This is a genomic window from Pseudorhodoplanes sp. (assembly GCF_050250235.1).
Lineage (GTDB): Bacteria > Pseudomonadota > Alphaproteobacteria > Rhizobiales > Xanthobacteraceae > Pseudorhodoplanes.
Genome location: NZ_JBFWPA010000029.1, coordinates 1 through 20,248, shown reverse-complemented (window position 1 = coordinate 20,248; position 20,248 = coordinate 1). Strand labels below are relative to the sequence as shown.

Sequence of the window (20,248 nt, the reverse complement as noted above, 5' to 3'; positions counted from 1 at the left end):
GATCCAGCCATGCAAGGGAGGTTTCCGATGATCCGCAAGATCGCGCTGATTGGCGCGGCGAGTCTTTTCAGCGTTTCAATGGCACTCGCGCAGTCCAGCGCGCCGAGTTCCACGGCCGGTGGCGCCCAGGGCACTTCCAAATCGGGGGTGACGGACAAGACGCCGAAGGCACCAAAGGGTACGACCGGCGCGTCGTCGAAGGAACGCAGCAGTGCTCCCGCCTCCACCGCGGGTGGCGCTACGGGTACGTCGAAAAGCGGCAAGGAACGATAGGCAGTTCGAAGAAGACCAGAAGAACAGGCCCCGATTGAACGGGGCCTGTTTGGCTTACCAGATATTCGGTGGCGCGAGGCAGAGCGCGATCAACTCGTCCGTGTTCCGCCTTCCATCCACTTGATCAGCGGCATGGCCGGTAGGACCCAGCCGATCCCGGCGACCACATAGAAAATCCAGGCCGCGACCGCGTTGGGGCTGGAAAAGGCGAATTGCGCGAACGCCATCGCCAGCAGCGCCCATACCACCACCAGCAGCAGCAGCAGGACGGCGCCGATCAGCTTTCGGGTACGGATGGACATGCGGCTTGGGCGGTTGTCGGAATACGAGGCTGCTGACTATATGCTCGGCAACGCCCCGGCAAGAATGGACATGGCTCCCGGCACCGAACATCAGCGGCACCTGCCTGCCATCAGGACATGGCTCCTGATCGTGGCTGCGCTCGTGGTCGCGACCCTGATTGTCGGCGGTGCGACGCGGCTCACCGAATCCGGCCTCTCGATCGTCGAATGGAAGCCGGTCACCGGCGTGCTGCCGCCTTTGACCGAAGCCCAATGGACCGCCGAATTCGAGAAATACCGGCAGATACCGCAATACCGCGAGATCAACCGCGGCATGTCGCTTTCGGAATTCAAGACCATTTTCTGGTGGGAATGGGCTCACCGGTTGCTCGGTCGCGTGATTGGCGCGGTGTTTCTGATCCCGTTCCTGTTCTTCCTGTGGCGCGGCTGGATCGGCCGGGAATTGCGCTGGCCGCTCGCCGGACTGTTTGCCCTTGGCGCCATTCAGGGCGCTGTGGGCTGGTGGATGGTGTCATCCGGGCTGACCGAGCGGGTGAGCGTGTCGCAATACCGGCTCGCCTTCCACATGATGCTTGCCTGCGTGATCTATGCCGCCATTGTCTGGATCGTCGCGCGCATGAAGCCGGCCGACGGGGTTGCGGTGCCGGTACGCCTGCGCGCAAGCGCCGTCGTCCTGCTCGTGCTGGTGCTGCTGCAAATCTATCTCGGCGCGCTGGTCGCCGGTCTCGATGCGGGGCTCACCTACAACACCTGGCCGCAGATCGATGGCGCACTGATCCCCTCGGCTGAACGGCTGTGGTTCGAGACGCCGCTATGGCGCAATTTCTTCGAGAATGCGCTGACGGTGCAGTTCAATCACCGCATGCTGGCGTATCTCATTTTGCTGTGGGCGCTGTGGCATTCCTTCGACACCGGCCGCAGCACCAGGGACCGGACGGTTCGTGCCTATGCGACACTCCTGGTGCTGCTGATGGTGATGCAGGCGATGATCGGGATCGCCACGCTGCTCTATGCGGTGCCGATTGCGCTCGCACTGCTGCATCAGGCGATGGCGATCCTGTTGCTGACGGTCGCGGTGCTGCAGACGGCGGCTCTGGTCTCGCGGCAGCCGATCGCGCACGGCGAGGCCGCACGCCACCAGCCGGTCTGACCGCGGCTATTACGCCGTCAGCGCCTGTTCCAGATCGGCGATGATGTCTTCCTTGTCCTCCAATCCGATCGAGAGCCGCACCACGTCGGTGCCGGCGCCGGCCTGCGCCTTCTGCGCATCGGAAAGCTGCCGGTGCGTGGTAGATGCTGGATGTATGATGAGTGAGCGGGTGTCGCCGATATTGGCGAGATGCGAGAACAGCTTCACGTTGGAAACGAGCTTGATCCCGGCGTCATAGCCGCCTTTCAGGCCGAACGTGAACACCGCCCCGGCGCCCTTCGGGCAATACCGCTGCGCCAGCGCGTGGTAGCGGTCGCCGGGCAGGCCCGGATAGCTGACCCAGGCAACTTCGGGACGCTTCGACAGCCACTCCGACACCGCCTTCGCATTGTCCGAGTGACGCTGCATGCGCAGCGGCAGCGTCTCGACCCCGGTCAGGATCAGAAACGCGTTGAACGGCGATAGAGCGGGGCCGAGATCGCGCAGGCCGAGCACCCTGCAGGCAATCGCGAAAGCGAAATTGCCGAAGGTCTCGTGCAGCACGATGCCCTGATATTCCGGCCGCGGCTCCGACAGCATCGGATAGCGGCCCTCGCGTGACCAGTTGAAGGTGCCGGCATCCACGATCATGCCGCCGATCGAGTTGCCATGACCGCCGAGAAACTTGGTGAGCGAATGCACGATGACGTCGGCGCCGTAATCGATCGGCTTGCACAGATAGGGCGTGGCCAGCGTGTTGTCGACGATCAGGGGCACGCCGGCCTTGCGCGCGACATTCGCCACCGCTTCGATGTCGGTGATGACGCCGCCGGGATTGGCGATCGATTCGATGAAGATGGCTTTCGTCTTCGGTGTGATCGCACGTTCGAACGTGGACATGTCGTCCGGGTCGGCCCAGTTCACGTTCCAGCCGAAGCTCTTGAAGGCATGGTTGAACTGGTTGATCGAGCCGCCATAGAGTTTTCGTGACGCCACGAATTCCTCGCCCGGCATCATCATCGCCTGCATCACCAGAACCTGTGCGGCGTGGCCGGAGGCGGTCGCAAGGCCCGCGGTGCCGCCTTCAAGCGCGGCGATCCGCTCCTCCAGCACCGCGCAAGTCGGGTTGCCGATGCGGGTGTAGATATTGCCGAAAGCCTGAAGCCCGAACAGCGATGCGGCGTGGTCGACATCGTCGAACACATACGACGTGGTCTGGTAGATGGGTGTTGCACGGGCGCCGGTGGTGGGATCGGGTTGGGCACCGGCATGGATCGACAGCGTGGCAAAACCGGGCGTGCGTTCGGGCATGGCTTGTCTCCGCGTGCGCAAAGGGTTCCGTCCCTGTAGCGGAGGGCAGGATAGCGTCAAGGTCCGGCTGTTGCGCCCGGTATTTCAGTCAAGCAATTCCGGATTTCGGTTAAGTGGAAGCACCAACCGCGCCACAACGAAGCAGGTCAGGACTTATCGTCGCGCTTCGCCCGCAAGGTTGCCCCGGTGGTCCCGCCGGCCAATGTTTCGCGCTGCAACGACATGCGCTGGATACCCTTGCCGAGCAGCGGTGCGCGCCTGGCCGAAAGCGTGCGCGAGTTCACGCCCATCCAGGAAATCTCCGACGACAGCCGGCCATATTCGATCTTGGGGCAGCGATCCATGACCACGTTCAGGCCGGCATCTTCGGCAATCCCGGCAGCCGCGTCGTTGCGCACGCCGAGCTGCATCCAGATCACGGCCGGCTTCGGATCCAGCGCCAGCGCCTCCCGGACGACATCGGCTGCTGCGTCCGAGTTGCGGAAGATGTCGACCATGTCGACCGGCTCGGGGATGTCCGCCAGCATTGCATAGACCTTCTGGCCGAGCAGTTCGCCGCCGGCCTGCCCGGGATTGACCGGGATCATGCGATAACCGCGCTCCAGCAGGTATTTGAAGACGAAGTAGCTCGGCCGGCTGGTCTTGGGCGACACGCCCACCACCGCGATGGTCTTCACCGTGTTGAGGATGCCGCGGATATATGCGTCGCCGTAGCTGTCGTGATTCATCGGGCGACGCAACGGTGCTAGCGGCGGAGCATCGCGACCGGGCCGATCGCGATGATCCCGGCCGTGATTGACAGCGCCGCGGTATCGAGGATCTGCCCGAGGCATATGGTGCCGCACTGGTGGAGCATGAGACCGAGCAGGGCGGCCGAGACCGTCACGCCCCAGGCGGAACCCGCGGCAACGCCACGCAGAATGGTTGCGCGGTCGAATTTCAGCTGCGGCAAAGTGAGCGCGGTCATCATCGGTCCTCCCATGCGGGATTGCGCTTGTCGATGAAGGCGCAGATGCCTTCACGGGCGTCGCGTGTCATCATGTTTTCCGTCATCACGTCGGCTGCATAGGCATAGGCTTCGGCCAGGCTCATTTCCGCCTGCCGGTAGAAGGCCTCCTTGCCGATCTTCACCGTGGCTTTCGACTTCGACGCAACGATACCCGCAAGCGTGAACGCCGCTTCGCGTTCGAAACCGTGCGGCGCCACCTTGTTAACCAGTCCGAGCCGCAGCGCTTCGTCCGCCGTCACCGCTTCTCCGGTCAGCAGCATATGCATCGCATTCTTGCGCGGGATATTGCGGGTCAGCGCCACCATCGGAGTCGAGCAGAACAGCCCGATATCGACGCCCGGTGTTGCGAAACGGGCCTGCACCGATGCGACCGCGAGATCGCAGGTGGCGACCAGTTGACATCCCGCGGCGGTCGCTACCCCGGAGACGCACGCGATCACCGGCTGGGGCAGGGCGACGATCGCCTGCATCATAGTGCTGCAGGATGTCATGACCTGGCGGAAATAGGCCTTGCCGCCGTCCGGATCGGAGCGGCGCGCGGTCAGTTGCTTGAGATCGTGGCCGGCACAGAAAGCCGGACCATTGGCGGCCACGACCACCGCGCGGATCGCCGCATCTCGGCCGATCGCATCAAGGGCGGCATGGAGTGCCGCGATCAGCTCCTCGGACAACGCGTTTCGGGCGGCGGAATTGTTGAGTGTCAGAAGCGCGATGCCGTCGCGATCCTCGCGCAGCAGAATCGTCGCGCCGTCCGGCCTGGCGTGCACATTCATCGCTGGACCCTTTGCCTTGCGCCACAGCCATTGTATCCGATCCGGTCTCGGCATGCGAAGGGCGGATCAATGGCAGAACCGGTCATGACGGTAGCGGACCTGGAACGGTTCCTGACCCGGGAATTCCCGCAGGCCTTTCATCCGGACAGCGGACTCTCCATCGAAACGGTGGAGCATGGCCGGGCGCGGGTCCGGCTTGCCTACAGCGAGAGGTTCATCCGGCCCGGCGGCACCATTTCCGGACCCACCATGATGATGCTGGCGGATTTCGCGCTTTATCTTGCGGTTCTGTCCGCGATCGGGCCGGTGGCGCTCGCCGTCACCATCAACTTCAACATCAATTTCCTGCGCCGGCCGGAGCAGCGCGACCTGATCGCCGACGCGTCAATGCTGAAACTTGGCAAGCGGCTCGCGGTGATGGAGGTCACCCTCTGTTCCGACGGCAGCGACGACCCAATAGCGCACGTCACCTCGACCTATTCGATCCCCCCGAATTCCAACACTTAAATAAGGGTATTATAAAACCTATTTTATAAGTATATGATTATTCGACGATATTATCTTCTTTCGGGCGTTGACGGGATTCCGCGGATGGCCTAGAAGCCCGGCCAACTCAAACCTCCCGGACCATGGCCATGAAAACCTTTTCGGCGAAGCCCGCCGACGTTGAGAAAAAGTGGGTCGTGATCGACGCCACCGGCCTCGTGGTCGGGCGGCTCGCCTCGATCATCGCGCTGCGCCTTCGCGGCAAGCACAAAGCGAGCTTCACCCCGCATGTCGACGACGGCGACAATGTGATCGTCGTCAATGCGGAGAAGGTCGTCTTTACCGGCCGCAAGCGCGACCAGAAAATGTATTACCACCATACCGGTTACATCGGCGGCATCAAGGAGCGCTCGGCAAAGTCGATCTTCGAAGGCCGGTTCCCGGAGCGTATCGTCGAGAAGGCGGTGGAGCGGATGCTTCCGCGCGGCCCGCTGGGCCGCAAGCAACTCGGCAACCTGCGCGTCTATCCCGGTACCGAGCATCCGCACGAAGCCCAGAAGCCCGAGGCGCTCGATGTCGGCGCCCTGAACCGCAAGAACAAGGCAGCCTGATCATGGCCGAATCCGTCTCTTCTCTCGAAGGTCTCTCGGCGCTGAAGACGCAAGGCGCTGCGGCCGAACAGCCCAAGCATGTCCAGAAGCTCGACGCGCAAGGCCGCGCCTATGCGACCGGCAAGCGCAAGAATGCCGTGGCCCGCGTCTGGATCAAGCCGGGCTCCGGCAAGATCGTCGTCAATACCAAGCCGGTCGAGCAGTTCTTCGCCCGCCCGGTATTGCGCATGGTGATCCAGCAGCCGATCGTCGCCGCCAATCGCACCGGTCAGTATGACGTCATCTGCACGGTGTCGGGTGGCGGGCTGTCCGGTCAGGCTGGCGCCGTACGTCATGGCATCTCCAAGGCGCTGACCTATTTCGAGCCCGACCTGCGTCCGCCGCTGAAGCGGGGCGGCTTCCTGACTCGCGACTCGCGCGTGGTCGAGCGCAAGAAATACGGGCGCGCCAAAGCCCGCCGTTCGTTCCAGTTTTCGAAACGCTAGGCGCCTCGATCGGCAGGAGCGCGACGCGCTCCTGCCGATCAGGCGGTTCGAACAGCGAGCATCAGAAAAAAGCGCGAAAATCCGAACTCAACTCGCGACAAAACAGGGGCCAATTGGCCCCTTTTTTATCGGCGTTTTTAGGGAAAATACGCGGGCTCCGCGAAAGCCTGCGACAACATCCGATCGCGTATTCACGTGACGGAAAGTTGAGACGTCCGAAGCCGACGTCTCCTCGAGAATTTCGCAGAATGCGGGAAGGTTGCATGCCGCTTGACATTCCGACGCTGTATCTGGTTTCCACCTGCATCACGGCCTTGCTCGGAATTTTCCTTCTCGTTCTGTGGCTGCAGGATCGTTCGGTGCGGGCGCTTGGCTATTGGGCGTCGGCCTATCTGATCGGCGGATTCGCCGTCGCGGTGTGGATCGTGAGTCCGGACCTTCTGCCGGCGGCCGGCGCCGACCTTGCCAGCGCCCTGCTTTTCACCTGCTGCGGCCTGATCTGGAGCGGAGCGCGCAAGTTCCACGGAGGCGAAGCGTCGGTTGGCGGCGCGGTCGCGGGTGCGCTGGTATGGCTGGTCGCGACCCGCATGCCGGAACTGATGCAATGGGATAATTCGCGGGTGATCATTTCGTCGTTGATCATCACCGTCTACGCGGTTCTGACTGCGATCGAGTTGCGGCGCGACCGCAGAAACCCACGCGGCGGGAAGGCGTCTCAGGCGCGCGCATTGCTGATACCGGTGATGCACGGTGTGATCTTTCTGTCGCCGATCTTTACCACCACGCTGTTCGCCAGCGCAGCGCCGATCGCGGTCAACGGATTTTTCCCGCTATTCGCGTTGCTGACGCTTCTTTATGTCGTCGGTACAGCGTTTATCGTGGTGGTGATGGCGAAGGAACATTCCGCACTGATTCACAAGACCGCGGCGATGTCCGATCATTTGACCGGTCTGTTCAACCGGCGCGGCTTCTTCGAGGCCGCAGAGAAGCTGGTGCTGGCGCAGCGCAAGCTTGGGCAGCCTGTCACCGTCATGATGTTCGATCTCGATCACTTCAAGTCGATCAACGACCGCTTCGGGCACGAGGTCGGCGACGAGGCGTTGCAGGCATTCGCCGCCACCGCGAGTACCAGCATGCGCCTGCACGACGTTGTGGGGCGGCTTGGCGGCGAGGAATTCGCCGCCATTCTTCCGGGCGGAACTGAAACCGCGCTGATGGTTGCAGAGCGCGTGCGCTCGGCTTTCGAAATGCGCGGCGTGGAGATATCCGGCCATGCCATGAACGCAACCGTCAGCGTCGGGATATCCGAATCGCTCGCCGATGTCGCGCATGTCCAGACCATGCTCGCGCGTGCGGATCGGGCGCTCTATGCGGCCAAGAAAAACGGCCGCAATCGCATCTGTACCGAGAAGGATGTCCGCGACGCCGCGCCTGCCGCACCGTCGCCGGAGGTGTTCGGCACGACCGAGGATGCCATGGCGGCAAACATCGCGGACGCCGTCCCGGCGTGAGCTGACGGCAAGACAATCTTTACCATGCGGGGCCTAGTCTTGGCGCATGGCATATGCACCATCCGCTTGCGCGCTGCAGTTGCTCGTGCGCGACGCCGAGTGCGCAGGCGTCGCAATGGGTTGCCAATATTTCAGTTCGGCTGAATACGAAGCGGCGCTGATTGCCGAGCGTCGTCGCGCGGGAATGTACGGCAAGCCCCGATGGGTCCGGACGCGGCGTTGGGTTGCCTGCGCGGCCGCAGGGGCCGCCGCTCTGATCGCATTTCCTCTGTTCTGGTAGCCGCGCACCCTCGGCGGCCTGCTGCGCCGGCACGAATGCGACGATTGGCGCCTCTCGCATGACAAGGTGTCGCATATCGAAACCATCCAGAATTCCGGCAATTGGTGAGCGTTCTGTTGCGGTCGGATTTGCGCGGAGTGCATGAGAGATCGACCTTCGCCACGCTTCCCGCTGCGATCGCGCTTGCCGCCTGCGTGTCGGCGATCATCCCCGGTGACTATTCTGCCAGGCTGACACTGGTGGTCTTCGTGGCGACCGTGATCGCCTGGACGATGACTTCGTTCGATCGCACGGCGGTTGCGCTGGTGGCCGCGCTGTGCCTCGTCATTGGTGGTGCGGACACACCGCAAAACTTTTACAGTTCGCTCGGCAATCCGCTGATCTGGCTCCTGGTCGGCGCGTTCGTGATTGCGCGCGCCCTGACGGAAATTCGCCTCGCGGAGCGCCTGGCATCGACCGTGCTGAAATCGGCGCGCAGTGTTTCCGGGCTCTTTTACGCGCTGACGCTGGTCATTTCGGCGACGGCGTTCGTCATTCCGTCGACGACGGGGCGTGCGGCCCTGCTGCTGCCGGTCTTCCTGACGCTGGCCGCATCGATCGGCAACCCGCAGGTGTCGCGCGCCCTGTCGGTCCATATACCCACGGTCATTCTGCTGTCGGCCGGCGGTTCGCTGATCGGCGCGGGCGCCAACCTTGTCGCAGTCGACATGATCCGCGAGATCGGCCGCGAACCCGGAGCGGCGCGCGAGCCGATGAGTTTCCTCGAATGGATGATCCTGGGATTGCCGTTCGCGCTCGCAAGCAGCCTGATGTCGACATTCGTGATCCTGCGCCTGTTTCTCGATCGCGAGCAGCGGACCATGCCGGTTACGGCGCTGGAGCGTCCGGCACCGTCGCCATTGAGTGCCCGCGAAAGCCTGGTGTTGGCGCTCGTCGGACTGACGGTCGCCCTTTGGCTGACGCAGTCCTGGCATGGAATCCAGATCACGATCGTCACCATCGCTGCGGCGATCGCGATCACGGCCGCATCCCCCTCCGGCATGCGTCTCAAGGATGCCTTGAAATCGGGTCGACTGGAATCTTCTGCTGTTCATTGCCGGCGCGAGCCTGATCGGCGAGGCGCTGATCGACAACAACGCCGCCGGAGGGTTGCTCCATGCGCTCGCGTCGTTCAACAGCGATGCCGCGACGCATCCGGTTCTCGTTGCCGGTTTTGTAGCGCTGATCGCGCTGCTCGGGCATCTCGTGATCACGTCGCGGACGGCGCGCGCGACCGCGCTCATTCCGTTGCTGGCCCTTCCATTTGCACAGCTCGGCTACAATGGCGCCGCGCTGATCTTTCTCACGGCGATCACGACCGGATACTGCCTCACCCTTACCATCAGCGCGAAGTCGCTGCTGATCTATTCCGAAGCGGCGCGCACCGTCTTCTCGCATGGTGACCTGTTGCGGCTGTCGGCCATTCTGATGCCATTGCATCTGATCCTGGCGATTGTGTTTGCAACGCTGATCTGGCCCCTGCTGGGCCTGCCGCTGCTTGCACCGCAGGCCGATACGGGAGCGCCATGATGCGAGGCCCCGCGACACGACAGCGGCGACCCCTGCGCATCCTGGTCGCACCGTCCGGCTTCAAGGAGGGTCTCGACGTCTCGGATGTCGCAACCGCGATCGCGCGCGGGGTGCGCAGGGCGATACCGGATTGCGAAATCGCGGTCGTCCCGATCTTCGATGGCGGGGAGGGCTTTACCCGCGCGCTGGTCGGCTGAAATCGGGGCGCCTCAGAACGATCCGGGTGACCGGCCCGCTTGGCGACAACGTCGATGCTGCCTTCGGCCTGATCTCGCTGGAAGGGTGCCGGACCGGAATCGTCGAGATTTCGGCCGCAGCCGGATTGCGCCTCATTCCCCGCGGTCGCCGCAACCTGATGATGACGACAAGCCGCGGCGTCGGCGAGTTGATCCGTGCCGTGCTCGACGCCGGCGCCACGCGGGTCCTGGTCGGCTGCGGCGACAGCGGCGTCAACGATGGCGGCATCGGACTGGCGCAGGCGCTGGGGGCTCGCTTTCTCGATCGCCGAAACAAAGACCTGCCGCCTGGCGGCGAGGCGCTGGCGCGGCTGCATCGCATCGACCTGTCGGGCCTCGATCCGCGCATCGGTAACGTCGCGATCGAGGTTTGCCTGAACATTCGCAACATGCTGCTCGGCCGTCACGGTGTTTCGCGGGTATTCGGGCCGCAAAAAGGTGCATCGCCCGCGCAGGTCGTCAGACTCGAAGCCGGCATGAAGCGCTATTCGGATTGTCTCACCGCGTTCACCGGGATCAATGCCGCAGCGCTACCGGGCGGAGGCGCCTCGGGAGGGCTCGGGGCGGCGCTGCATCTCCTGCTGGGGGCGCGTCTTGTGCCGCGCTATGAATTCATCGAGCGCTACATCCCGCTGACGGAGCATATTGACTGGGCGGACCTGATCGTCAGCGCCGAGGGCCGGATCGACCGCCAGACCTGCCGCGGGAAGATTCCGGGCGAGATTGCGCGCCGGGCCATGGGGCAGGGCAAGCCGGTTATCGTGCTGGCGGGCGCGATCGGAGAGGGCGCCGACGAATGCTACGCCGCCGGCATTGCCGCGTTCGCGAGCATTATCGATCAGCCTTATGATCTCGACCAGGCGATCGGCGACACGCGGCGCCTTCTCCAGGCAGGAACCGAAAGCATGATGCGCATGATTGCGGTTGGTGGCTCGCTTTCGACCTCGGTTGCAGCACGCTTGCATCACCGGCGAGCCGATGATTGAGTTTGCCAGGCGCGTGCTCGAAAGCGGATTTTCAAGATGATCATCAGAACTGCGGCAATGTCGCTTGCGGCCTTGGCCCTGCTGGGCAAAGCGGTGGAAGCGCAGGACTGGCCGCAGCGTCCAGTGACCATGGTGGTGTCGGCGGCGGCCGGCGGGCCGATCGATGTGTTCGGCCGGGTCATGGCCGAGCGCATGGGCCAGGTCCTCGGGCAGCAGGTGGTGATCGAGAATGTGCCCGGCGCCGGCGGCATGGTGGGTGGCAATCGCGTCGCGCGTGCGGCGCCGGACGGATACACGGCGATCCTCGGCACCATCGCCACGCATGCGCATTCGCAGACGCTGTATAAAAAGCCGCTCTACAACGCCGTCACCGATTTCACGCCGGTGAACCTGATCGCCGAGATCCCGCTGGTGCTGATCGCGCGCAAGGATCTGCCGGTCAAGTCGCTGGAGGAATTCGTCGCCTATGCCAAGGCCAATCAGGGCAGGATGAATTACGGCTCGGCCGGCGCCGGTTCGGCGACGCATCTGGGCTGCATCCTGCTCAACCAGGCGCTTGGCACCAACATCCAGCACGTCCCGTACAAGGGGACCGGCCCCGCGATGCAGGATCTGCAGGCCGGCCGCATCGACTTCCTGTGCGAGATCATCGTCACCGCGGTGCCGCAGATCGAGGCGGGGACGGTGAAGGCGATCGCGACCCTGTCGCGCGACCGCTCGCCGGTCTTGCCCGATCTGCCGACCGCCTACGAGAAGGGCTTCAGGGATATCCAGGCCTATACCTGGACCGCCCTGCTGTTTCCGAAGGGCACGCCCGCACCGATCGTCGCGAAGATGCATGACGCGGCGCTCAAGACGATGAACGATCCAGACATTCGCCGACAATTGCAGAAGGTCGGCGCGAGCATCGTCTCGTCGGACCGGACATCGCCCGAATATCTCGGCAAATTCATCCAGTCCGAGATCGACAAATGGGCCGGCCCGATCAGGGCAAGCGGGGCCATCGTCGACAAATAGAAATCACAGGGAGGAGACGCAGGATGCATTTTCGAACAATCGCGCCGGCTGCAGCCATGGCATGGGCCCTTGCGATTTCATCTCCGGCTGCGCAGGCGCAATCCTTCCCGACCCAGCCATTGCGCATCGTCGTGCCGCTGGCTCCCGGCGGCCCGATCGACCTTGTCGCACGCGCGATGGCGGAGAACCTTTCTGCATCCCTGAAGCAGCCCGTGGTGGTCGAGAACAAGCCCGGTGCGGCGGGCAATATCGGCGCAGAGGCGGTCGCAAAGTCCGCACCCGACGGCCATACGCTGCTGTCAGCGCTCGGTACGACCCTGACCGTCAATCCGCATGTCTATGCGAAGATGCCGGTCGACATGCTGAAGGATCTGAAACCGGTGCTGAACATGGCATCGACCAGTCAGATGCTGGTGGTTCATCCGTCGGTGCCGGTCAATTCGCTGGCGGAGTTCATCGCGCTGGCGAAGAAGGAACCGATGAGCTACGCGCATGCCGGGCATGGAAGTCCCGGTCATCTTGCGATGGAATATTTTCGCCTCAAGGCCGGTCTGCCCGAGATGACTCCGGTGCCGTATCGCGGCAACGCCCCGCTGGTCACCGATCTCATCAGTGGTCAGGTAAAGGTCGGGTTCGTGGCGACCGCCGGCGTGATACAGCATGTGCGTGGCGGCCGTCTGAAGGGCTTCGCGGTGTCCTCGAAGGAGCGCTCGAAGCTCGCACCCGATGTCCCGACCATTGCGGAATCCGGCTATCCGGACTTCAACTTCCTGACCTATTTCATCCTTCTTGCGCCGTCCGGCGTTCCGGATGCGGTTTTGGCCACGCTTGAAAGCGAAGCCCGCAAGGCACTCGTGACCGACAAGATACGTGACAGGTTCGCCAATCAGGACGTGGCCATCATCGGCGGCGGCGCCAAGGACACTGCAGCCCTGATCAAATCCGAATACGATCTCTGGGCGGATGTCGCAAAGGCCGCGAAGATGAAAATCGATTAGTTCGTACGCGTGGCTGCACTTAAAGCGACGAAAAAAGGGCGCCCGGCGGGGCGCCCTTTCAGTTGCATCGTTCGCACGATGTCGGGAGGAACAACGCTCACGCAGAATAGTACATCTCGAATTCCACCGGATGGGGGGTGTGCTCGAAGCGGATCACCTCGGTCATCTTCAACTCGATATAGCTGTCGATGAAATCGTCATCGAACACACCGCCCGCCTTCAGGAAGGCCCGGTCCTTGTCGAGGCTTTCGAGTGCCTCGCGCAAGGAGCCGCATACGGTCGGGATTTCCTTCAGCTCCGCCGGCGGCAGGTCGTAGAGATCCTTGTCCATCGGCTGGCCCGGATTGAGCTTGTTCTTGATGCCGTCGAGGCCGGCCATCAACAGCGCGGCGAAGCCGAGATACGGATTTGCGAGCGGGTCGGGGAAGCGTACCTCGACACGCTTGGCCTTTGGGCTCTCCGTGAACGGAATGCGGCAGGATGCCGAGCGGTTGCGTGCCGAATAGGCCAGCAGCACCGGTGCTTCGTAACCCGGGACCAGACGCTTGTAGGAATTCGTGGTCGGGTTGGTGAAGGCATTGATCGCCTTGGCGTGCTTGATCACGCCTGCGATGTAGTTCAGGCACAGTTCGGACAGGCCGGCATATTTGTCGCCGGCGAACATCGGCTTGCCATCCTTCCAGATCGACTGATGGCAATGCATGCCCGAGCCGTTGTCGCCGTAGATCGGCTTCGGCATGAAGGTCGCCGTCTTTCCGTAGATATTTGCGACCTGGTGGATGCAGTATTTGTAGACCTGAAGCTGGTCGGCCATATAGGTCATCGGCGAAAATTTCAGGCCGAGTTCGTGCTGGGCCGACGCCACTTCGTGATGATGCTTCTCGACCTTGGCGCCCATTTTCGCCATCGCCGCCAGCATCTCGCCGCGCATGTCCTGGGCGGAGTCCTGCGGCGGCACCGGGAAATAGCCTTTCTTCGTGCCGATGCGGTGCCCGAGATTGCCGGACTCATAGTCGGTATCCGAGTTGGTCGGCAACTCGATCGAGTCGAGCCTGAAGCCGGTGTTGTACGGCGTGGCCGAAAACTTCACGTCGTCGAAAACGAAGAACTCGGCTTCCGGTCCGAAGAAGATGGTGTCGCCGATCCCCATCGACTTGACCAGCGCTTCGGCCTTCTTGGCCATTCCGCGCGGATCGCGATTGTAGGGCTCGCCGGTGGTCGGCTCGAGCACATCGCAGACGAGAACCAGCGTGGTCTCGGCGAAAAACGGATCGATGCAGGCGGTCGCGGGGTCGGGCATCAGGTTCATGTCGGACTCGTTGATCGCCTTCCAGCCGGCGATGGAAGAGCCATCGAACATCTGCCCTTCGGCGAAGGTGTCCTCCTCGATCATCGAGACATCGAACGTCACATGCTGCCACTTGCCGCGCGGATCGGTGAACCGGAAATCGACGTATTTGACGTCGTTGTCCTTGATCATCTTCATTACGTCTTTGGCGGTCGTCATTGGAACGCGTTCCCTTATTGTACGGGCTGTCAAATTTAAGCGATGTCAGATCGCATCCAATCCGGATTCCCCCGTTCTGATCCGGATTGCGTCCTCGATATTGGAGACAAAGATCTTGCCGTCGCCAATGCGTCCGGTCTGAGCGGCCCTGCGGATCGCGTCGACGGCCTTTTCGAGCATGTCGTCGCCGAGCACGATCTCGATCTTCACCTTGGGGAGAAAATCCACGACATATTCGGCACCGCGGTAAAGTTCGGTGTGCCCTTTCTGGCGCCCAAATCCCTTGGCCTCGGTGACCGTGATACCCTGCAGCCCCACTTCCTGTAACGCCTCCTTCACCTCGTCGAGCTTGAAAGGCTTTATGATCGCCTCGATCTTTTTCATGCGAATCCTCTCCCGGTCCGTCGGTCATAGACTGACCGGCGAAGCCCGCCGATTGTTAGCAGGTCTTATGCCAATCGGTGCGATGGTGAAAAGGGGCGAGCGCCCAAGGCGTTATGACCGATCGCACAATCTGACGGCGGCCTTTCTGGTACGGAACGATTAATAGTTAGGCATAGTGATCAATGCTTATGCAATTTCCTAGACTCGCGCCAGTTTTGATAGAAGATCGCCCGTAAACAAGGCTTGATCGTGCATGAACTGCTGACCAACTCCGAGATGCGAAGAGCCGATGCGCTGGCCGTAGCCTCTGGCATTCCTTCGCTCACGCTGATGGAGAATGCCGGCCGGGCTGTGGCGGATGTGGTGATTTCGGCTTTCGGAGTGGAGCGCGAGGTCACCATCTGTGCCGGCCCCGGCAATAACGGTGGCGATGGGTTCGTGGCGGCACGGGTTCTCTCGGAGCGAGGGTGCCGCGTGCGCCTGACGCTGCTCGGCGCGCGCGAGGGACTTTCGGGCGACGCTGCGGAAATGGCGGAGCGCTATCGCGGCGCGGTCATACCTTGGGCCGGCGAGGGATTTGATCGGCAAGGCGTGCTGGTTGATGCGATATTCGGGTCCGGTCTGGCGCGTCCGGTGGAAGGCAAGGCGGCGGCGCTGATTGGGGCGATCAACCAATCCGGTGCTCCTGTTGTCGCGGTGGACCTCCCGAGCGGGATCAACGGCGATACCGGCTCAGTGCTGGGCGAGGCCGTGCGGGCGGAGTGGACCACGACATTCTTCCGCAAAAAGCCGGCACATCTGCTGCTCCCCGGCCGCTTCCATTGCGGGCGGGTGGTGCTTGCGCAGATAGGAATTCCGGCGTCCGTCCTGGATGACATCCGGCCGTTGCTGTCGGCAAATGATCCGGCGGCCTGGGCCAGAGGGTTTCCGGTTCCGGAGCCGTCCGGGCACAAATATTCGCGTGGACACACGGTTGTGCTGTCGGGAGATCTGCCGAATACCGGAGCGGCGCGCCTGGCGGCGCGGGCCGCGCTCCGCGCCGGTTCGGGGCTTGTGACCATCGCCAGCCCGACGCGCGCGCTGGCTGTGAATGCGGCCGCCAGTCTCTCTGTCATGATCCGGGAAGTCGACGGACCGGAGGCATTTTCGGCACTGCTGACCGATGAAAGGTTCAATGCCGTGGTGATGGGTCCCGGCGGCGGGGTCGGGGCGGACATGCGGGCAAAAGTCCGGGGGGCGGCGTCCGGCAAGCGGGCCCTTGTTCTGGATGCCGACGCACTGACAAGCTTTGTTGAAAACCCGAAAGAGCTCTTTACAATCTTGACGAATCACAGCTTGTCCACAGCGATTCTGACCCCACATGAGGGGGAATTCATCCGTTTATTCAGATCGTTAGATAAAATTCCTTCGGTTAAACAAAAACTTGAGGCTGGGCGCGCTGCTTCACATGAAACAGGGGCTGTCGTGGTACTCAAGGGTGCCGACACCGTCGTGGCTCACCCGGATGGCAGGATCGCGATATCGGATAACGCCCCACCTTACCTGGCAACGGCAGGCGCCGGCGATGTGCTTGCCGGGATGATTGGCGGACTGCGGGCCCAGGGGATGCCGGCTTTTGAGGCGGCCGCGGCCGGGGTCTGGCTGCATGGCGAGGCTGCGAACCTGGCGGGGCCCGGCCTCATTGCGGAAGATCTTCCGGAAGCCCTACCGGCGGTCTATCGGCGACTGTTCGCGTCCTTGCTATAACTCCGATCTTGCTTACAGCGACGAGGCGAGGCCGTCGACGTCAGCGCCGCATTTTTCTCGTGCGCTGCGCAAGCGCCGTGATATAAGCCGCGCCGCTCGGCCCGAACAATGCCGCGCGATGCCCAAACGCGCGGGCGTGGCGGAACTGGTAGACGCGCTGGATTTAGGTTCCAGTGACGCAAGTCGTGGGGGTTCAAATCCCTCCGCCCGCACCAAGCTTGGGCCCATCGAATTCAAAGTCAGCGGCAGCCGTTGGCGCGGCGACGAGGAGTGAGGTCTTTTCCATGCAAGTGACCGAAACCGTAACCGATGGATTGCGGCGCGAATTCCGTGTCGTCATTCCCGCGAGCGAGCTCGACAGCAAGGTCAGCGAAAGGCTCGACGAGCTGAAGGACCGTGTCCGCCTCAACGGCTTTCGGCCGGGCAAAGTCCCGGCCGCGCATCTGCGCCGGATGTATGGACGATCTGCGATGGCCGAGGCCATCGAGGCAGCGATGCGGGACGTCAACGCAAAAATTGTGGCCGACAACAATTTCCGGCTGGCCATGCAACCGAAAGTTACGTTGCCGGAGGATGAGAAGTCGGTCGAGGCCGTGATCGAAGGCAAGACCGACCTTGCATACACGGTTGCCATGGAAATCCTCGCCCCGATCGAGATCGTTGACTTCAAGAGCATCGAACTCAACAAGCTCACCGCCGATGCGACAGACCAGGAAGTCGAAGAGGGGCTTGGCCGGATCGCCCAGCAAAACCTACCCTTTGCCGACAAGGGTGAGGGTGCCAGGGCGGACAAGAACGACCGCGTGACGGTCTCGTTTGTCGGCACCATCGACGGGGTGCCGTTCGAAGGCGGCTCGGCGGATGATGTCGCCGTGCTGATCGGCAGCAATACCTTCATTCCGGGCTTCGAGGAGCAGCTGATCGGGATCGCAGCGGGAGAGAACCGGCAGATCAACGTCACTTTCCCGGAAAACTATCCGGCGGCGCATCTGGCCGGGAAGGCAGCCGTTTTCGATGCCACGGCGAAATCCATCGAAGCGCCGGGTGAGGTCACGATTGACGATGATTTTGCCAAGTCACTCGGGCTGGATTCACTCGACAAGCTGAAGGGCGCCGTGCGCGAGCGGATCCAGCGCGAGCACGATTCCATGTCGAAGCAGCGTGTCAAGCGGGCGCTGTTCGACGCCCTCGACGAGCGCCACAAGTTCGAGCTTCCGCCGGCATTGGTCGAACAGGAATTCGAGAATCTATGGAGTACCGTGACGTCGGAAATGCAGGACCGCGGTCGCACGTTTGCGGACGAGAATACGACCGAGGAAAAGGAACGCGAGGAATATCAGCGGATCGCCGACCGCCGCGTGCGGCTGGGCCTTTTGCTCGACGAGATCGCGCGCAACAATGACATCACGATCACCGAGGACGAGGTGCGACGCGCAATCATGGAGCATGTCCGTCAATATCCCGGCCGGGAAAAAGAACTGCTGGAGATGTTCCGGACGAATCCGGAAGCGATCGCCAGCATTCGCGCGCCGCTGATCGAGAACAAGGTAACCGATTTCATTCTCGCTCTTGCCAAGGTGAATGACCAGAAGGTCTCTCGCGAAGAACTGTACCGCACGGAAGACGACGAGAAGGCGGCCTAGCGAAAACGCGGAAGCGGGTTACTTAAGCGCGGCGGCGCCGACTGTTGACGGCGGCCTGGCGTGCTAAGCATGCGCCGCGATTCGCAGGCGCAGGAGAATGTGATGAGAGACCCGGTCGATACCTACATGAACTATCTGGTCCCGGTGGTTGTCGAGCAGACCAACCGCGGCGAGCGCGCCTATGACATCTATTCGCGACTCCTGAAGGAACGCATCATCTTCATCACCGGTCCCGTCGAGGATGGAATGGCGACGGTCGTGGTGGCGCAGTTGCTGTTTCTGGAAGCGGAGAATCCGAAAAAGGAAATCTCGATGTACATCAACTCGCCGGGCGGGGTGGTGACGTCGGGCATGGCGATCTATGACACCATGCAGTTCATTCGCCCGGCGGTATCAACGCTGTGCATCGGACAGGCGGCGTCGATGGGGTCGCTCCTTCTTGCCGCCGGCGAGAAGGATCTGCGCTTCGCGCTCCCGAACGCGCGCATCATGGTGCACCAGCCATCCGGCGGATTTCAGGGGCAGGCGACCGACATCATGCTGCACGCCCAGGAGATTCTGAATCTCAAGAAGCGGCTCAACGAAATCTACATGAAGCACACCGGTCAACCGCTCAAGAAAATCGAGGATGCGCTTGAGCGCGACTACTTCATGACTTCGGAGGGCGCGAAGGATTTCGGGCTGGTGGACAAAGTGATCGACAGGCGCCACGAGGATCCGCTGGCGAGCAAGACGTGATTGCCATCGCCGCGACCGGGTTTGGTCCGACTTTCCGCGGTTGAGTTAGGGAATGGTTGAGACCGTAGTCCTAGCGTTGGCGCTGACGCCGCTGGCGGGCTGGTTTCAACAGGCCTGTGGCGACGTCTGCGGCCAGCGGGGGTTCCCGAATCACGCAGGATTGGCTCATGATTTTTGAGGCAAGGGACGGTTATCGTTAATGGATTCTTGATTGTCGTGCCGCTAGCATGCTTCGCTAGAGTGTCGCAGAGGGTTCGGAGGGGAGGCGTTTCGGGCAGACTGTGCCCAGGGTGCCACGGTTTGGCCCCCCATCAGGTGTTAGGAATGTGGGCGCCGGTCGCTCACGCGGTTTGATACGGAGACTGGAATGACGAAGGTCGGCGGCAGCGATTCCAAGAACACGCTTTACTGCTCGTTCTGTGGAAAGAGCCAGCACGAAGTTCGCAAACTCATTGCGGGGCCGACGGTCTTTATCTGCGACGAATGCGTCGAGCTGTGCATGGACATCATCCGCGAGGAGAACAAATCCTCGCTGGTGAAGTCGCGCGACGGCATTCCGACGCCGAAGGAAATCCGCAAGGTCCTCGACGATTACGTGATCGGTCAGGATCATGCCAAGAAGGTTCTCTCGGTCGCGGTCCACAATCACTACAAGCGGCTGAACCACCAGACCAAGCACAACGACGTCGAGCTTGCGAAGTCGAACATCCTGCTTATCGGTCCGACCGGTTCAGGCAAGACCTTGCTTGCTCAGACGCTGGCCCGCATCCTCGATGTGCCGTTCACGATGGCGGATGCAACGACGCTGACCGAAGCCGGTTACGTCGGTGAAGACGTCGAGAACATCATTCTGAAGCTTCTGCAATCCGCCGACTACAATGTCGAGCGCGCGCAGCGCGGCATCGTCTATATCGACGAAATCGACAAGATATCGCGCAAGTCTGACAACCCCTCGATCACGCGCGATGTGTCGGGGGAGGGCGTGCAGCAGGCCCTGCTCAAGATCATGGAAGGCACCGTCGCCTCGGTGCCTCCGCAGGGCGGACGCAAGCATCCGCAGCAGGAATTTCTGCAGGTCGACACCACCAATATCCTGTTCGTGTGCGGCGGCGCCTTTGCCGGTCTCGACAAGATCATCTCGTCGCGCGGCCGCTCCACCTCGATCGGCTTCGGCGCCACGGTTCGTGCGCCTGAGGACCGCAAGGCCGGTGAAATCTTCCGCGAGGTCGAGCCTGAAGATCTCCTGAAATATGG

The 20,248-nt window shown here is 62.3% G+C and carries 22 protein-coding genes and 1 tRNA gene; 16 read left to right on the top strand and 7 right to left on the bottom strand.

The window, feature by feature from the left end; genetic code table 11:
- The first annotated feature begins 27 nt into the window (after nt 1-27).
- Nucleotides 28-273, top strand: a complete 246-nt coding sequence (locus AB7F49_RS14875) for a hypothetical protein (protein WP_428523613.1) — start codon at nt 28-30, stop codon at nt 271-273.
- An 89-nt stretch (nt 274-362) separates the two neighbouring features.
- On the opposite strand, the gene AB7F49_RS14870 is transcribed toward AB7F49_RS14875, so the two are convergent.
- Nucleotides 363-575 (bottom strand): DUF2842 domain-containing protein, encoded by a 213-nt coding sequence (locus tag AB7F49_RS14870; RefSeq protein WP_428523611.1) that lies wholly within the window; start codon nt 573-575, stop codon nt 363-365.
- Between the two features lie 70 nt (nt 576-645).
- Between AB7F49_RS14870 and AB7F49_RS14865 the strand changes: the two genes are divergently transcribed.
- Nucleotides 646-1,725, top strand: coding sequence for a COX15/CtaA family protein (locus tag AB7F49_RS14865; protein ID WP_428523702.1), 1,080 nt, complete (start codon nt 646-648; stop codon nt 1,723-1,725).
- Between the two features lie 9 nt (nt 1,726-1,734).
- On the opposite strand, the gene AB7F49_RS14860 is transcribed toward AB7F49_RS14865, so the two are convergent.
- The 4 genes from AB7F49_RS14860 to AB7F49_RS14845 form a co-directional block, all read right to left on the bottom strand.
- Nucleotides 1,735-3,015: an O-acetylhomoserine aminocarboxypropyltransferase gene (locus AB7F49_RS14860; protein WP_428523609.1), complete on the bottom strand. Its 1,281-nt coding sequence runs from the start codon at nt 3,013-3,015 to the stop codon at nt 1,735-1,737.
- 146 nt (nt 3,016-3,161) lie between these two features.
- Nucleotides 3,162-3,743: a CoA-binding protein gene (locus AB7F49_RS14855; RefSeq protein ID WP_428523607.1), complete on the bottom strand. Its 582-nt coding sequence runs from the start codon at nt 3,741-3,743 to the stop codon at nt 3,162-3,164.
- 17 nt (nt 3,744-3,760) lie between these two features.
- A complete protein-coding gene (locus AB7F49_RS14850; RefSeq protein ID WP_428523605.1) occupies nt 3,761-3,982 on the bottom strand; it encodes a hypothetical protein in 222 nt (73 codons plus the stop codon).
- Complete coding sequence (locus AB7F49_RS14845; protein ID WP_428523603.1) at nt 3,982-4,797, bottom strand: enoyl-CoA hydratase; 816 nt, start codon at nt 4,795-4,797, stop codon at nt 3,982-3,984. The genes AB7F49_RS14850 and AB7F49_RS14845 overlap by 1 nt, the downstream gene beginning before the upstream one ends.
- A gap of 69 nt (nt 4,798-4,866) precedes the next feature.
- Between AB7F49_RS14845 and AB7F49_RS14840 the strand changes: the two genes are divergently transcribed.
- The 9 genes from AB7F49_RS14840 (at nt 4,867) to AB7F49_RS14800 (ending at nt 12,976) form a co-directional block, all read left to right on the top strand.
- Nucleotides 4,867-5,304: a PaaI family thioesterase gene (locus tag AB7F49_RS14840; protein ID WP_428523601.1), complete on the top strand. Its 438-nt coding sequence runs from the start codon at nt 4,867-4,869 to the stop codon at nt 5,302-5,304.
- 128 nt (nt 5,305-5,432) lie between these two features.
- Complete coding sequence (rplM, locus tag AB7F49_RS14835; RefSeq protein ID WP_428523599.1) at nt 5,433-5,894, top strand: 50S ribosomal protein L13; 462 nt, start codon at nt 5,433-5,435, stop codon at nt 5,892-5,894.
- A gap of 2 nt (nt 5,895-5,896) precedes the next feature.
- A complete protein-coding gene (gene rpsI / locus AB7F49_RS14830; RefSeq protein ID WP_428523597.1) occupies nt 5,897-6,379 on the top strand; it encodes a 30S ribosomal protein S9 in 483 nt (160 codons plus the stop codon).
- A gap of 263 nt (nt 6,380-6,642) precedes the next feature.
- Complete coding sequence (locus AB7F49_RS14825; RefSeq protein ID WP_428523595.1) at nt 6,643-7,890, top strand: diguanylate cyclase; 1,248 nt, start codon at nt 6,643-6,645, stop codon at nt 7,888-7,890.
- Between the two features lie 417 nt (nt 7,891-8,307).
- Nucleotides 8,308-9,612 carry an SLC13 family permease gene (locus AB7F49_RS14820; protein ID WP_428523592.1) on the top strand — a complete coding sequence of 435 codons (1,305 nt, stop codon included), beginning with the start codon at nt 8,308-8,310 and terminating at the stop codon, nt 9,610-9,612.
- 126 nt (nt 9,613-9,738) lie between these two features.
- A complete protein-coding gene (locus AB7F49_RS14815) occupies nt 9,739-9,936 on the top strand; it encodes a glycerate kinase (protein WP_428523590.1) in 198 nt (65 codons plus the stop codon).
- A gap of 26 nt (nt 9,937-9,962) precedes the next feature.
- Nucleotides 9,963-10,961 carry a glycerate kinase family protein gene (locus AB7F49_RS14810; protein WP_428523588.1) on the top strand — a complete coding sequence of 333 codons (999 nt, stop codon included), beginning with the start codon at nt 9,963-9,965 and terminating at the stop codon, nt 10,959-10,961.
- A gap of 36 nt (nt 10,962-10,997) precedes the next feature.
- Nucleotides 10,998-11,978, top strand: a complete 981-nt coding sequence (locus AB7F49_RS14805) for a Bug family tripartite tricarboxylate transporter substrate binding protein (protein WP_428523586.1) — start codon at nt 10,998-11,000, stop codon at nt 11,976-11,978.
- A 23-nt stretch (nt 11,979-12,001) separates the two neighbouring features.
- The gene (locus tag AB7F49_RS14800; RefSeq protein WP_428523584.1) at nt 12,002-12,976 is read left to right on the top strand and encodes a Bug family tripartite tricarboxylate transporter substrate binding protein; all 975 of its coding nucleotides are present in this window, start codon (nt 12,002-12,004) and stop codon (nt 12,974-12,976) included.
- A 97-nt stretch (nt 12,977-13,073) separates the two neighbouring features.
- On the opposite strand, the gene glnA is transcribed toward AB7F49_RS14800, so the two are convergent.
- Together glnA and AB7F49_RS14790 are read right to left on the bottom strand one after the other, a co-directional pair.
- On the bottom strand, nt 13,074-14,483 hold the full coding sequence (gene glnA, locus AB7F49_RS14795; RefSeq protein ID WP_428523582.1) for a type I glutamate--ammonia ligase: 1,410 nt from the start codon (nt 14,481-14,483) through the stop codon (nt 13,074-13,076).
- A gap of 45 nt (nt 14,484-14,528) precedes the next feature.
- A complete protein-coding gene (locus AB7F49_RS14790; RefSeq protein WP_428523580.1) occupies nt 14,529-14,867 on the bottom strand; it encodes a P-II family nitrogen regulator in 339 nt (112 codons plus the stop codon).
- 249 nt (nt 14,868-15,116) lie between these two features.
- On the opposite strand from AB7F49_RS14790, the gene AB7F49_RS14785 reads away from it, so the two are divergent.
- The 5 genes from AB7F49_RS14785 to clpX all read left to right on the top strand — a co-directional run.
- Nucleotides 15,117-16,613, top strand: a complete 1,497-nt coding sequence (locus tag AB7F49_RS14785) for an NAD(P)H-hydrate dehydratase (RefSeq protein ID WP_428523578.1) — start codon at nt 15,117-15,119, stop codon at nt 16,611-16,613.
- A gap of 130 nt (nt 16,614-16,743) precedes the next feature.
- Nucleotides 16,744-16,828: transfer RNA gene (locus AB7F49_RS14780), tRNA-Leu, on the top strand.
- A gap of 69 nt (nt 16,829-16,897) precedes the next feature.
- Entirely contained in the window at nt 16,898-18,256 is a 1,359-nt protein-coding gene (gene tig / locus AB7F49_RS14775; RefSeq protein WP_428523576.1) for a trigger factor, read from the top strand.
- Nucleotides 18,257-18,358: 102 nt separating this feature from the next.
- Complete coding sequence (clpP, locus tag AB7F49_RS14770; RefSeq protein WP_428523574.1) at nt 18,359-18,994, top strand: ATP-dependent Clp endopeptidase proteolytic subunit ClpP; 636 nt, start codon at nt 18,359-18,361, stop codon at nt 18,992-18,994.
- 367 nt (nt 18,995-19,361) lie between these two features.
- The coding region (gene clpX, locus AB7F49_RS14765) for an ATP-dependent Clp protease ATP-binding subunit ClpX (RefSeq protein ID WP_428523572.1) at nt 19,362-20,248 on the top strand (887 nt) is incomplete at its 3' end.